Annotated in this window: 13 protein-coding genes; 11 read left to right on the forward strand and 2 right to left on the reverse strand. The window is 37.1% G+C overall.

What is annotated here, in order from left to right:
- Window positions 1-107: 107 nt before the first annotated feature.
- The 8 genes from ACSKT4_RS17535 (at window position 108) to ACSKT4_RS17570 (ending at window position 8,586) form a co-directional block, all read left to right on the forward strand.
- Window positions 108-2,177: a BglG family transcription antiterminator gene (locus ACSKT4_RS17535; protein WP_465823704.1), complete on the forward strand. Its 2,070-nt coding sequence runs from the start codon at window positions 108-110 to the stop codon at window positions 2,175-2,177.
- Between the two features lie 39 nt (window positions 2,178-2,216).
- Window positions 2,217-2,705 (forward strand): PTS sugar transporter subunit IIA, encoded by a 489-nt coding sequence (locus ACSKT4_RS17540; protein WP_186870733.1) that lies wholly within the window; start codon window positions 2,217-2,219, stop codon window positions 2,703-2,705.
- Entirely contained in the window at window positions 2,705-2,989 is a 285-nt protein-coding gene (locus tag ACSKT4_RS17545; RefSeq protein WP_186870734.1) for a PTS sugar transporter subunit IIB, read from the forward strand. Before ACSKT4_RS17540 ends, ACSKT4_RS17545 begins: the two co-directional genes overlap by 1 nt.
- 91 nt (window positions 2,990-3,080) lie before the next feature.
- A complete protein-coding gene (locus ACSKT4_RS17550; RefSeq protein ID WP_186870735.1) occupies window positions 3,081-4,340 on the forward strand; it encodes a galactitol-specific PTS transporter subunit IIC in 1,260 nt (419 codons plus the stop codon).
- 88 nt (window positions 4,341-4,428) lie between these two features.
- The gene (locus ACSKT4_RS17555; protein WP_186870736.1) at window positions 4,429-5,460 is read left to right on the forward strand and encodes a zinc-binding dehydrogenase; all 1,032 of its coding nucleotides are present in this window, start codon (window positions 4,429-4,431) and stop codon (window positions 5,458-5,460) included.
- 32 nt (window positions 5,461-5,492) lie between these two features.
- A complete protein-coding gene (deoC, locus tag ACSKT4_RS17560; protein WP_186870737.1) occupies window positions 5,493-6,164 on the forward strand; it encodes a deoxyribose-phosphate aldolase in 672 nt (223 codons plus the stop codon).
- A gap of 257 nt (window positions 6,165-6,421) precedes the next feature.
- Window positions 6,422-7,468, forward strand: coding sequence for a galactitol-1-phosphate 5-dehydrogenase (locus ACSKT4_RS17565; protein ID WP_186870738.1), 1,047 nt, complete (start codon window positions 6,422-6,424; stop codon window positions 7,466-7,468).
- A gap of 167 nt (window positions 7,469-7,635) precedes the next feature.
- A complete protein-coding gene (locus tag ACSKT4_RS17570; RefSeq protein WP_465823705.1) occupies window positions 7,636-8,586 on the forward strand; it encodes a sugar-binding transcriptional regulator in 951 nt (316 codons plus the stop codon).
- Window positions 8,587-8,626: 40 nt separating this feature from the next.
- Here the strand turns inward: ACSKT4_RS17570 and ACSKT4_RS17575 are convergent, their stop codons facing one another.
- Window positions 8,627-9,667: an alcohol dehydrogenase catalytic domain-containing protein gene (locus ACSKT4_RS17575; RefSeq protein WP_186870740.1), complete on the reverse strand. Its 1,041-nt coding sequence runs from the start codon at window positions 9,665-9,667 to the stop codon at window positions 8,627-8,629.
- Between the two features lie 22 nt (window positions 9,668-9,689).
- Window positions 9,690-11,336: a glycerol-3-phosphate dehydrogenase/oxidase gene (locus ACSKT4_RS17580; RefSeq protein ID WP_186870741.1), complete on the reverse strand. Its 1,647-nt coding sequence runs from the start codon at window positions 11,334-11,336 to the stop codon at window positions 9,690-9,692.
- 207 nt (window positions 11,337-11,543) lie between these two features.
- Here ACSKT4_RS17580 and ACSKT4_RS17585 point away from each other — a divergent pair, with 207 nt between their 5' ends.
- From ACSKT4_RS17585 to srlA, 3 genes are all read left to right on the forward strand, one after another.
- Entirely contained in the window at window positions 11,544-12,491 is a 948-nt protein-coding gene (locus tag ACSKT4_RS17585; protein ID WP_186870742.1) for a sugar-binding transcriptional regulator, read from the forward strand.
- A gap of 91 nt (window positions 12,492-12,582) precedes the next feature.
- A complete protein-coding gene (locus ACSKT4_RS17590; RefSeq protein WP_186870743.1) occupies window positions 12,583-12,981 on the forward strand; it encodes a transcriptional regulator GutM in 399 nt (132 codons plus the stop codon).
- Entirely contained in the window at window positions 12,969-13,493 is a 525-nt protein-coding gene (gene srlA, locus ACSKT4_RS17595; protein ID WP_186870744.1) for a PTS glucitol/sorbitol transporter subunit IIC, read from the forward strand. Before ACSKT4_RS17590 ends, srlA begins: the two co-directional genes overlap by 13 nt.
- Window positions 13,494-13,505: the final 12 nt, after the last annotated feature.

Consider the following 13,505-nt stretch of genomic DNA (forward strand, 5'->3'; position numbering starts at 1 on the left):
TTAATGATGTAAATCACAATATTGTACAATGGATGTTCAACTAATTGGGATGAAATCGGATACAAAAGGTGTATAATAGGTGTTACAATAAAACATGTCAAGGGGAGATGCAAGTGGTACTAAGTGATCGATACAAAATGATCTTAGATGAACTAACTAGTAATCCAAGTATTACTAGTGTAGCACTTGAGAAGAAATTTAAATTAACGCGTAGGCAGCTTGGTTATAGTATTCAAAAGATTAATGAATGGCTGATGAGTAATAATCTCCCAGTTATTGAAAGAACAAGGCAAGGCCATTTCGTAGTAAACCAAGCCGTGTTTACGAAGCTTAGTGGAAACAGCGAAGCTATTTCTACTACTATCGAAACACCGATTCTTCGTGAGGTAGAGCGAGTTCAGCTTATCTTGATGATGATTCTTAGCTCAGAAGAAGAGTTGTCACTTAATCATTTCACATATGAACTGGATGTTAGTAAGAACACCATTCTAAATGATTTAAAGCAAGCTCAAAGCTATGTGGATGATTATGAATTAACGATTCGTTATTCGAGAAAGTTTGGTTACTTACTCGAAGGAAAAGAATTTCAAATTCGGAAACTGCTCATGCATATGACCTACCATATCTTGCAGCTGAATGATGGCGAAACTCGGTTAAAGAAAATAGCCACCATTCAGGATGAGGAGATTAACGAGTTTAAGAAGCGTGTTGAAAAGGTGGAGAATCAGCTTAATTTGAAATTCACCGACGAAAAACTTCAAATGATGCCACATGTTTTAATCCTATTGTTTAGAAGGATTAAAAAAGGGCATCTAATGAAATCTTTTTCCATTGAATACCAGGAGCTGTCTAATACAAAGGAATATAAAGCAACCGAAGAGTTACTAAATGATATAGATCATATTCCTTTATCGGAGCGACTTTTTATTACATTACACCTTCTGACGACCAATGTCTTTTCAACCGAGATGATGGAAGGAAAAGAAATTCCGAATTTATTACCAGCGATTGATAATATGCTACGTCATTTTGAAAAAAGTGCATGTATCTATCTTCAAGATCGCGATCAGTTATTAGATAAGCTTATGCAGCATATGAAACCAGCATATTATCGAATCAAATATCATCTTACTGACACCGTCCTTTTCCAAGGATCAGTAAGCAGAGAGTTTAAAGAATTACATCATTTAGTGAAACGTTCCATTGGTCCGATTCGAGAATTGCTAGGAACTGATATTCCTGATAATGAAACGGCTTTCATCACCATGTTAATTGGTGGGTGGATGAACAAACACGGTGAAAGTATTGATAAGAAAATCAAAGCAATCGTTGTTTGTCCACAAGGAGTTTCTGTATCCAGGCTGATGTTTAATGAGTTGAGAGAGTTGTTCCCAGAGTTTGTATTTCTTGATTATTTATCGGTCCGAGAGTTTTTAAAATATCCATTAGAATATGATGTGATTTTTTCTCCTATTAATTTAGAAACAAATAAAAAATTGTTTGTAACAAAGGTTTTTCTTGGAAAGCAAGAAAAATATCGATTGAGAAGACAGGTGATGCTGGGTGTCCATGGTTATGTTCAGGATGACATCCAGGTTGAGGGTCTGTTAGATATTATCTCAAAGCATGCTACGGTTGATAATGAAAGGGCTTTAAAAGAGGCGCTATTACAATATCTAGATCCGACTGAACGTGGGAATTATGTCACGCAAGATTTATCTAAAAATGATTTAGGATTACGTGATCTCCTAACAAGTGACACGATTTCATTAGTTGATTCAGTCGATTCTTGGGAAGCGGCGATTCGCTTAAGCGCTAAGCCACTTATAGAACAGGGTAAGATTGAACCTCAATATGTAGATGCCATGATACGGTATTGTGAGAAAGACCCATATATTGTGATTGCACCAGGTGTCGCGATTCCACACGCTGCACCTGAGGATGGGGCACGAGAGGTTGGGATGAGCCTTTTACGAATTAAACATGGGGTATCGTACACGAGTGAAAATGATATTCATTTGATCATTGCAATTTCGGCTGTAGACAAGCAGAAGCATATCCATGCTTTAATGCAGTTAATGAATTTAGTAGGTTCAGAGAGAGAAGTGAATGAATTAATTAGTGCCGAATCAGTAGAGCGTGTATACGAGATTATTACACGTTACTCAATCGACTGAGGTAAGCGGCACGAAAGTTAAAGAAGTGGAGTGACAACAATGGGGAAATTAGTATTTGATGAATCTGTAATCTTGTTAGATGTAGAAGGGGAAACGAAGGAAGTTGTATTAGAAACAGTGGCACAGAATTTGGTGGATAGAGGGCTTGTCAAGACGAGCTTTATCCAAGCTATCTTAAAGCGTGAAAGTGAGTTTGCAACCGGACTACCAACTGCAGGAGTTTCTGTAGCAATTCCACATACGGATGTAGAACACGTTAACGAGAAAACAATTAGTGTTGCTGTTTTAAAAAAACCAGTAGACTTTGTCATCATGGGGGATGACAGTGAAACTACACCAGTACAAATCGTATTTATGCTAGCAATGGATGAAGCACACTCTCAATTAACCCTTTTACAGAAGCTTATGCAAGTCTTCCAAGATGAACAGACATTAAGAACTATTGTGAGTGCGACGGATAAGTCAACTATAAAAACATTACTAGAGGAAAAGTTAGAATTACTTGCATTTGAAGGAGGTGAAAGATAATGGCGAAAAAGACTGTTTTAGTAGCATGTGGAGCTGGTATTGCCACTTCTACTGTTGTAAATAGTGCGATTGAAGAAATGGCTAAAGAAAATGGCATCGATGTGAATCTAGTTCAAATCAAGATTGCTGAGGTAGGTAGCTACGTAGACACAGCAGATTTACTAGTAACTACTGCAATGACAAAAACGGAGTATCCATTCCCGGTTATTAATGCTCGTAATTTCTTAACTGGTATCGGGATTGAAGATACGAAGAAACAAATCTTAGAGGAACTTAAAAAGTAGTGAAGAAAATGTTTGTCTATGTGAGGAGGCTAGCGCATAGATTGGCCTCCCTGGACAAATCTGTTGCTTCACCTCATAAGGGGGAAAAAGAATGCAATCATTCGTTGATTTTATACAAGGATTTTTAGGATTAGGGGCAACCGTTATCCTACCCGTAGCGATATTTTTACTTGGTTTATTCTTCGGCCAAAAGCCTGGTAAAGCATTCCGTTCTGGTTTAACTATCGGGGTTGCTTTCGTTGGTATTTTCTTAGTAATTGATTTGTTAACGCTTAACTTAGGACCAGCAGCACAAGGAATGGTTGATCGTCTAGGCGTCGAACTTAATGTAATTGACGTTGGTTGGCCAGCTACATCTTCTATTGCATGGGCATCTGTTGTAGCGGCATTTATTATTCCGCTAGGTCTAGTTGTAAACGTTGTTATGCTTTTAACCAAAACAACAAAAGTAATGAACGTAGATATTTGGAACTACTGGCATTATACCTTCATGGCTGCTGTTATCTATGCTATTTCTGGAAGCGTTATCCAAGGATTAATCGCAGCTGTAATTTTCCAAATCTTATGTCTTAAGATTGCTGACTGGACTACTCCAATGGTTCGTGACTTCTACGAAATGCCTGGTGTATCCGTAGCAACTGGTAGTACTGTATCTTACGCACCTTTCATTTTCTTAGTAAAAGGGTTACAAAAAATTCCTGGAATCAACAAATTAAAAGCAGATTCTGATTCTATCCAGAAACGCTTTGGTGTATTCGGTGATTCTATGGTAATCGGTTTAGTGCTAGGTGCTGCCATTGGGGCGCTTGCAGGTTATGACATTGGTGACATTATTGGTATCGGTATGTCTATGGCTGCTGTTATGATCTTAATGCCTCGTATGGTTAAGATTTTGATGGAAGGTTTAATGCCTGTTTCTGAGTCTGCACGTACTTGGTTAAACAAGAAATTCGGTGATAGTGATATCACAATTGGTCTTGATGCAGCTGTACTTTTAGGACATCCATCTGTTATCGCAACTGCACTAATTTTGACACCGATTACAGTTTTAATCGCAGTAATCTTACCTGGTAATAATGTATTACCATTTGGTGACTTAGCAACGATTCCATTTGTTATCGCATTTATTGTAGGTGCGGCTCGTGGTAATATCATTCACTCTGTCATTGTAGGTACCATTATGATTGCATTATCCCTATATATGGCAACAGATATTGCGCCGGTATTTACACAAATGGCAACAGAAGCAAGTATCAATTTACCAGAGGGTTCTGCAATGGTTTCCAGTATTGACCAAGGTGGTAACTTAATTAACTGGGTTATCTGGAGATTCTTTGACCTATTTAACTAATTACATCGTTTAATTTCGGTGGGGGTTTAACGATAATCCCCACTGAAATTATTTGATTGTACCGTTATTCATAAGGAGGAGAACAACAATGAAAGCACTAGTAAAAACGGAATTAGGATTTGGAAATCTAGAAGTACAAGAAAAGCCTGAACCATCACCAGGTAGAGATCAAGTGAAAATTGAAGTGAAATATGCTGGAATCTGTGGTTCTGATATTCATACGTATGAAGGGCATTATAAAGTGGCTACTCCAGTAACATTAGGCCATGAATTTGCAGGGGAAGTTGTTGAAGTTGGTGAAAATGTAACCGAGTTTAAAGTTGGGGATCGTGTCACTTCTGAGACAACTTTTTATATTTGTGGAGAATGTGAGTATTGTAAGACACAAGATTATAATCTTTGTAACCATCGTAAAGGACTCGGTTCACAACAAGATGGTGGATTTACAAAATACCTAATTGCTCGTAAAGAAAGTGTTCATCATCTTCCTGAGAATGTAGATTACCAATCTGCTGCTATGACAGAGCCATTAGCGTGTACCCATCATGCTGTAGCGAAAACAGAAATAAATGAAGGAGATTTAGTTGTCGTTATCGGTCCTGGACCAATTGGCTTATTAGCTGCTCAAGTAGCAAAAAGCTATGGCGCAACCGTTATTATTACTGGCCTAACGAATGACAAAGTCCGTTTGGATAAAGCATTAGAAGTTGGAATCGACTATACGGTTAATACACAGGAGCAAGATTTGAAAGCATTTGTTAATGAGTTAACCAATGGTTATGGAGCCGATGTCGTACTAGAATGCTCTGGTGCAATTCCTGCTGCTAAACAAGGTCTAGATATTTTACGTAAGAAAGGTCAGTATGCACAGGTTGGTCTATTTGCTAATCCAGAAATTCAATTTGATTTAGATAAAATCATTCAAAAAGAAATCCGTGTCGTAGGAAGTAGAAGTCAAAAGCCTGCTGATTGGGAGCCTTCTCTAGCATTAATGAACGAAGGGAAAGTGAATGCGAAAGCACTAGTTACCCACATCTTTGATATAACGAAATGGGATGAGGCATACCAAGCAATTAAGAGTGGTGAAGCAATTAAAGTTTTACTCACACCAGCAGAGTAATAGATTACTAGATTTCAGGGAGGCTATGTCAAATGAATAAACAAGAATTAATCGATTTAATAGATTACACATTGTTAACACCTACTGCAACAAAAGCGGATATTAAAGCATTCTGTGAAGAAACCATTGAATATGGCTTCAAAACCGTATTTGTGAATCCTTACTATGTATCTTATGCACATGAATTATTATCCCCACATGGAATTAAAGTAGGGGTTCCGATTGGATTCTCACTTGGTGGAGCAACAACCCATGTGAAGGTAGAAGAAACGAAAGAAGCGATTAAGAATGGTGCGACTGAGATTGATATGTTAGTTAACTTAGGTGCACTTAAATCTGGTGAATATGATGTCGTACGAGATGACATCGCCGCTGTGGTAAAAGCTGCTGATGGTTTAACCACAAAAGTAATCATTGAAACGGCTTTACTAACGGATGAAGAAAAAGTAAAAGCTACCGAACTAATTATAGAAGCTGGAGCTGATTTTGTTAAAACAGCTACTGGATTTAATGGTGGAGGAGCAACAGTGGAAGATGTTAAATTACTTCGTTCTGTTGCTGGAGACAAAATTGGCGTCAAAGCTGCAGGTGGCGTGAAAACATTTGAAGATGCTGTGAATATTGTAGCAGCCGGTGCAAATCGTATCGGTGCAAGTGGAGCAGTAGCGATTGTAAGTGGTGGCGTATCTACATCCTCTTACTAATCTAGTAACTAGTGTATAAGGCGGTAGGTTATGGAGCTTATAAAATCTTTTAAAAGGAATGAGGGAAAATAATGGTAGATTCATTATTAGACTTTATGTTAGGGCCTTTTCGGTCAATAAGTGCGTTTTACTTTGAACATCAAATGATTTTTAACGCGATTATTATAGGTTTTGCAGGATATAAACTTTTCACTAGCACCAAGAAAACGGAAAATAAGTCAGCTAGTTAATTGGCAACAAGGGAAAGGGTGTTTGTTTTGAAAGCATTAAATTTATATGGAGTAGAAGATCTCCGTTTTGAAGAGAACACGCCAAAACCAGTCATTGAAGATTTGAACGACGTGATTATAAAAGTTAAATCTGTAGGAATATGTGGATCGGATACGTCTCGCTATCGTAAACTTGGTCCATATGTGGAAGGGATGACGTTTGGTCATGAGTTTGCTGGAGAGGTTGTAGAAATTGGAAAAGGTGTAACCAATGTCAAAGTTGGTGATCGTGTTGCAGGCTGCCCAGCTTTTGTTTGTGGTGAATGTGATTACTGTATGAAGGGGGAACCAGCACGATGTGAGAAGCTATCTGTCATTGGTGCTTATCGTCCTGGTGCCTATGCTGAATATACGAAGCTTCCAGCAACACATGTTATTCCACTACCAGATAATGTGGATTTTGACACAGCAGCTATGGTAGAGCCTTCAGCTGTTGTAGCGCATGGCTTCTATCGTACAACTATTCAACCTGGTGCAGAAGTAGCGATTATGGGTGTAGGTAGTATTGGTTTGCTTGCAGTACAATGGGCGAAGATTTTCGGAGCGAAGAAGGTCTATGCAATCGATATCGATGATAAAAAGCTAGCAATTGCGAAAGAGCTTGGTGCTGATGTCGCGATCAATTCACTAGAGAAGCCTGCTCATGAACAAATCATGGAGCATACAAACGGACGTGGTGTAGATTTAGCGGTGGAATCAGCGGGTTCTCCCATTACATCAGCACAAGTATTCGCCCTACCACGTAAAGGTGGAGAGGTCGTATTCATGGGGATTCCGTATGCAGATATCAACATCGAGCGCTTTTTCTTTGAAAAAATCGTTCGTAATGAGCTAACAGTTTATGGTTCTTGGAATGCCATCTCCGCACCTTTCCCAGGTAAAGAATGGAGTTCAACTATACATTATATGAGTACCGGACAAATAAAGTCTGCACCGATGATTTCTCATCGTTTACTATTAGAAGAAGGCCCAGCAACATTCCAAAAGATTACGAATCGTGAAATGGATTCTGTTAAAGTAATTTTCCATCCTTAGAAAGAGATAAGTTCCATAACTAGTTGCTTGAGTGAGGGGAGTAGGTTAGCTACTCTCCTTTTTGTTGCCTGATGTTGACATAGTCATTACGTATCTTGACACTGTGTAGATTACATCTTATCATCTTGGTAAGATAGAAAAATGCGATTCTAGAAAAGAGCGATACTATGTTAAGTTGGGAAGAACGACGGTTATTAGTAAAAGTAGCGATGCTATATTATTTTGAAGGACAAACACAGGCTGAAATAGCAAAGAAATATAATGTATCACGTCCCGTCATATCTAAGCTATTAAATAATGCCAAAAAAGAAGGAATTATAGAGATTTATATTAAGGATGAGACGTTTCAAACAGTAGAACTTGAGCAGAAGTTAGCTAAGAAATTTAAATTGAAGGAAGTAATGGTGGTTTCTACGGCAGGATATGCACCAGAAATGGTAAAGCGGCAATTAGGGAAATCGGCAGCATCTTATCTTGTGAAACGCTCAAATAATATTAAAAGCTTAGGGATTTCTTGGGGATCTACCTTGCTTTCTGTAGTAGAAGAATATCCTTATGAGCGCAAAAAGGATGTTCATATTGTTCCAATTGTAGGTGGAATGGGTAGCGAATTTGTTCATCTTCATTCCAATCAACTAGCTTTTAACCTAGCCCAAAAAATGAACAGTAAATGTTCTTATTTATATGCTCCAGCACTTGTAGAGTCTTTAGATTTGAAAGAAAGATTAATTAGTACAAAAGATATTGCAGATGTGTTGGAGGAAGCAATAAATGTGGACTTAGCAATCGTTGGAATAGGAAATCCATTCAAAGGCTCCACAATGGAAAAAATCGGCTACTTAAATGAAAGTGATTTAGTTTCGTTACGTAAGGCAGGAGCTGTAGGAGATATCAGCTCTCGCTTCTATGATGCGGTTGGTAATGAGTTGGATCATCCACTAAATCAACAGGTTATCGGGTTAAATCTAGAAGAAATTAAAAATATTCCTGAGGTTATCGGAATAGTAGAAGGCTCCTATAAATTAGAAAGTATTGAGGCAGCTCTTCAAGGTGGTTATTTAGATGTTTTAATAACAGACGACCGAACTGCTCAGGAATTAATAAAATCGGAAATTTGATTGGTCAGAAAATCCCTCCTAGTGATAGAAGGGATTTTATCTAATTATGAGGAAGTACAATACATTTTAAGCCATCTTTATTTAGTGCAGTTTTAAATGCTAATTCAGTTTCTCGCAATGAAAACCTATGCGTGATAAAGAAAGAAAAGTCGATGATACCTTCATCAATCCACTTTACTGCCTCAACATGTAACCTTCTAGGTGCACCATGGGTTCCCACAATTTTCAGTTGTTTATAAATGATATGATTAGTATTTAGAGATATTTCATTCAATTGCTTTACTCCGGCAAAAAATAATACTCTCCCAGTTTTTTTGGCGATTTCTAGTGCTTCTTTTTGCACTGATGCTGAAGGAGCGGTAATAATCACGACATCGGCTCCAAGTCCATTTGTTTCTTCCATCACTTTTTCGAATGTGTTGGTGGAGTTTGGATCTATTACAACGTCTGAACCGACCTGTAAAGCTTTGTCTTGTCGAGGCTTTGAACGTTGAATAGTGATTACCTTTGTAGCCCCCATTTTTTTGGCTGCAGCAATATACATACATCCAATAGCACCTGCTCCATATACAACAACCGTATCGCCAGCATTTATTTCTACTTCCTTTAAACCACTTAAAACACAAGAAAATGGTTCGGATAAAGAGGCAAGCTCATAGGAGGTAGAATCTTTGATTTTTTGGATGGAGCCATATTCAACAAAATTTCTTGGTAACACAACATATTCACTAAAGCCACCATCAATCTGATAGCCAACAGACTCTCCTTTTACACATTGATGCCCTTCTTCTTTTTGGCAGAATAAACATTCACCACATGGAATATGAGCACCTAATGTAACACGATCCCCTATTTTAAAGCGTTTTACCATTTTCCCTATTTTAACAACTTCACCAGCAATCTCATGTCCAATAACTCTAGGATAGTTAACTCGATCATCCCCATTTTTATAGATACGTAGATCGGAGCCGCATACTCCAATAGCATGAACTTTTAGTAGAATTTCATTTTCTGTAATATCTGGGATAGCCTTTTCCGTATATTGAAGCGTCTCTTTATCTGTCAGTGCGACAATGTGCACGTATATTCCTCCTTATATTACTTTATTTAAAAGAATGGGTCTTACTTATGGCATAATATAGTTGTCTTTTTTCCTCTTGTTTTTTTTCGGGTGTCCAACTTAATAGTTTTGCTAATTCATCACTTACTAGATCTAGTGAACTAGTTACTTTTTGAGGTTCAAATAGTAAGTAACTAGTTCTCCGATCATAAAAGTCTACTAAAGAAGTGACCATCTCATGCTCAACGGTATACCTAAGCTCCCCTAATATCGCCATATCTTCTTTACTTTCAAGCTGTTTATAGCTACTGATTGATTGTAAAACTAGATCCGTATTAGAACCATATCTATAGACTAAATTTAGAATATCCTCCTTATCTAGGTGAATATCATGATAATATCCAGTAAGCTTCTCTGCATAGGATTCTAGCTCCTGTTGATTGTTAAACTGAGAACCTGATAATTTTATAGTGTCTGTTTTGGATGGGGTTACATCCTTCTTCTCTTTTTTCTCGATATATTGCATGACTCTTTCAGCCATTTTTCGGTAACCTGTTAACTTGCCTCCTGCGATAGTAATAAGTCCGGTATCGGATTCGAATATCTCATCATGCCGAGAAAGTTCTGCAGGTGATTTTCCCTCTTGACCAATCAGTGGTCTTATACCGGCCCAACTAGATATTACATCGCTAACACTCAAGGTAAGATTCGGGAACATATCTTTTAAACAACCGAGTAAGTAATGTACTTCTGTAAGATTTACATGAATATCATCCATATCCTCCTTATATGTTGATTCAGTGGAACCCACATATGTTCGATTACCAATGGGGATTACCGCTATCATTCGGCCTTTATGCTGGAAGTAGATGGAGGAGTTTACTGGTAAAGACTTTCGATTAAATACAATATGGATACCTTTTGCTAGAACCATATATTTACCAGTAACGGGTCTATCCTTTTTTCGAACGACATCAACCCATGGACCAGCAGCATTTACAATATGTTTTCCATAGATAGTAAAGGTTTTGCTTTCAATATGATCTTTAACTACAATCCCTTTTACTATATTTTCCTCATTCTTGAGAAATTCGGTCATTTCAGCATAATTTAAAACTTGAGCTCCTTTCTCCGCTGCGGTTTTGGCTACCTCCATCGTTAAGCGGCTGTCATCTGTTCGATATTCAACATAAACTCCACTACCTTTAACCGTATTTGGGTTAAAGAGAGGCTCATTTTGAAGCGTTTTCTTTTTGCCGTAAATTCTGTGTCGCTCTTCCTTTTTTACTCCTGCTAGACGATCATATAAAGTTAGACCAGCTTTTAATGTTAATAGGTTATAAGATTCATTTTTGATTAAAGGAAAGTTCATTTTGATTGGATAAACGAGGTGAAGAGCATTATTGTAAACAATTTCTCTTTCAGAACCAGTTTCTTTGACTACTGGAAAATCAAAGTTTTGTAGATATTTCAAGCCACCATGTATCAGCTTTCCAGAACGACTACTAGTACCTGAAGCAAAGTCTTTTCTCTCAATTAATGCCACGTTTAAACCTCTACTAATAGCATCTAATGCAATTCCACTTCCTGTTATACCACCGCCAATCACGATTACATCAAAAAGCTCTTGTTCCATTTTGGTAATGATTGTCTTTCGATTTTGAGTTGAAAAAGAAATTGAATTATTCATTGCCCATCTCCTTTACAAATAATTGTTCATATGTTCTAATTAAGAACAATTGTAAATTTAGTTTCAGTATATCTGGTAGGGTAATGATAGTCAAGAAAGGGTTTACAATACGAATCTATTAGGATTCATTATATATTAATATTGTGAAATGATTTTAATTAATTATGATATTATGTTATCGGTGCTAAAGAAGACGGGGGGATAAAAATGGATAAATTAGAAAGGGAGTTACTTATTAGAGTTGCAAAGCTATATTATTTCGAAGGTTGGACACAAAGTGAAATTGCTAAAAAGGTCAATAAATCAAGACCTATTATTTCTAAGCTTTTAAAACAAGCAAAAGAAAGTAATATTGTGGAGATTTATATAAAGGATGAGACAATACACACCGTTGGATTAGAAAGATTAATCGAAAAAAAATACGGGTTACATGAGGTTATTGTGGTTGCAACTGGGGATGATGGACCGGATATGATTATGCGTAACATAGGAAAAGCAGCGGCTGAATACATCGAAAGAAGGCTTGAAAAGATTAATTCAATTGGCGTATCGTGGGGGAAGTCTGTTCATGCTGTGGTAGAAGCAATTGAATATCAAGATAAGGGACATGTACACATTACCCCTCTTATTGGTGGGATGGGGCAGTATAATGTTCATTACCATTCTAATCATCTGACATTTCAAATGGCAAAGAAATTAAACACATCGTCCTCTTATTTATACGCTCCAGCAATAGTTGAGAATATGGATTTAAGAAATCGAATTATGTCGTCAAAGGATGTACACGATGTTTTACTTAAAGGAAAGTCAGTAGATCTTGCCATAGTGGGTATAGGTAATCCAGGTTATAATGCAACGATGAATGAATTGGGCTATGTTAGTCAAGAAGAACAAAATAGTTTAATTGAATTAGGGGCGGTTGGTGATATAAACTCGATCTTCTATGATGTAAATGGAAACCACGTTGAACATTCGTTAAACTATAGAACAATTGGTATTAATTTACAAGATTTAAAAAGTATACCAGAAGTAATCGCGGTAGTAAGCGGGTGCCATAAAGTAGAAGCTCTTCATGTTGCTTTAAAGCATAAATGCTTGTCCACTATAGTGTTAGACGATGTTACGGCAAGAGAATTAACTTTAATTTCGAATTAATTATAAAAATTCATTGACAAGAATTTGAAAGCGCTTTATCATGTTATTTAACATTAGTAATATCCCATTACAGATGTAAAGGAGGGTTGGTATGTGGGGGAATTTCATTATCATTTTTGCACTAATTTGGGGATTACAATTTTTACTGACTCATCTCCAAGTGAAGCAGTATCGTAAGCATATACGAGAATTTACTAAAAGAAAGTCTGGGTACCTAGGTACAGGATACTATAAGAAAAAATTTGGTACAGGTGCGTTGGTATTGTTAGTTTGTGATGAGGAGCTAGATATAGTTGAAGCAAAAGTGATGAAAGGAATCACTGTATTTGCTAGATTTAAAGATCGTAAAGAGCTCATCGGAAAAAACTTATTGCAAAGTAAAAATTCTCAAAATTTAAACAATATAGAAAAGCATGCACTGTCTGGTGCGATTGACATGATTCAAAAAGAAATTAACAAAGGAAAGGGGAATGAAGCATGGATTTCTTAATTCATTTAGCAGAAGGCTTTATTGGAATGTTCCAAGAAGGTGGAGAAACTTTCATGGGTCTTGTAACTGGAATTATTCCAATGCTAGTAGTACTAATTACAGCAGTTAATGCACTTGTTAGATTTATAGGTGAGGAAAGAGTTAATAAGTTTGCGCAGAAATGTACTAAATTCTTTATTCTTCGCTATACTATATTCCCATTTTTGGCTGTGTTTTTCTTAACTAATCCAATGTGTTACACATTTGGGAGGTTTTTACCAGAAAAGCAAAAACCTGCATTTTATGATTCAGCAGTATCTTTTGTACATCCAATCACTGGACTATTCCCACATGCCAATCCTGCTGAATTATTTGTTTGGATGGGAATTGCAGCTGGGATTACGGAACTAGGATTATCACTTGGGCCATTAGCGTTACGATTCTTATTAGTAGGAATTATAGTTATGTTAATTAGGGGTATTGTTACTGAAATTATTACAGATCGTATGCTAAAAAGCAGAAATGCTGCTTAGATATGAAGAATA

This window comes from Ornithinibacillus liuyingii, assembly GCF_055550225.1.

What these genes read in the sequence shown, in the direction of transcription:
- ACSKT4_RS17580 (WP_186870741.1), bottom strand. Translation starts at nt 11,336, where the DNA reads ATGAATAATTCAATTTCTTTTTCAACTCAAAATCGAAAGACAATCATT.
- ACSKT4_RS17570 (WP_465823705.1), top strand. Translation starts at nt 7,636, where the DNA reads ATGTTAAGTTGGGAAGAACGACGGTTATTAGTAAAAGTAGCGATGCTA.
- ACSKT4_RS17545 (WP_186870734.1), top strand. Translation starts at nt 2,705, where the DNA reads ATGGCGAAAAAGACTGTTTTAGTAGCATGTGGAGCTGGTATTGCCACT.
- ACSKT4_RS17590 (WP_186870743.1), top strand. Translation starts at nt 12,583, where the DNA reads ATGTGGGGGAATTTCATTATCATTTTTGCACTAATTTGGGGATTACAA.
- ACSKT4_RS17540 (WP_186870733.1), top strand. Translation starts at nt 2,217, where the DNA reads ATGGGGAAATTAGTATTTGATGAATCTGTAATCTTGTTAGATGTAGAA.
- ACSKT4_RS17550 (WP_186870735.1), top strand. Translation starts at nt 3,081, where the DNA reads ATGCAATCATTCGTTGATTTTATACAAGGATTTTTAGGATTAGGGGCA.
- ACSKT4_RS17585 (WP_186870742.1), top strand. Translation starts at nt 11,544, where the DNA reads ATGGATAAATTAGAAAGGGAGTTACTTATTAGAGTTGCAAAGCTATAT.
- srlA (WP_186870744.1), top strand. Translation starts at nt 12,969, where the DNA reads ATGGATTTCTTAATTCATTTAGCAGAAGGCTTTATTGGAATGTTCCAA.
- ACSKT4_RS17535 (WP_465823704.1), top strand. Translation starts at nt 108, where the DNA reads ATGCAAGTGGTACTAAGTGATCGATACAAAATGATCTTAGATGAACTA.
- deoC (WP_186870737.1), top strand. Translation starts at nt 5,493, where the DNA reads ATGAATAAACAAGAATTAATCGATTTAATAGATTACACATTGTTAACA.
- ACSKT4_RS17555 (WP_186870736.1), top strand. Translation starts at nt 4,429, where the DNA reads ATGAAAGCACTAGTAAAAACGGAATTAGGATTTGGAAATCTAGAAGTA.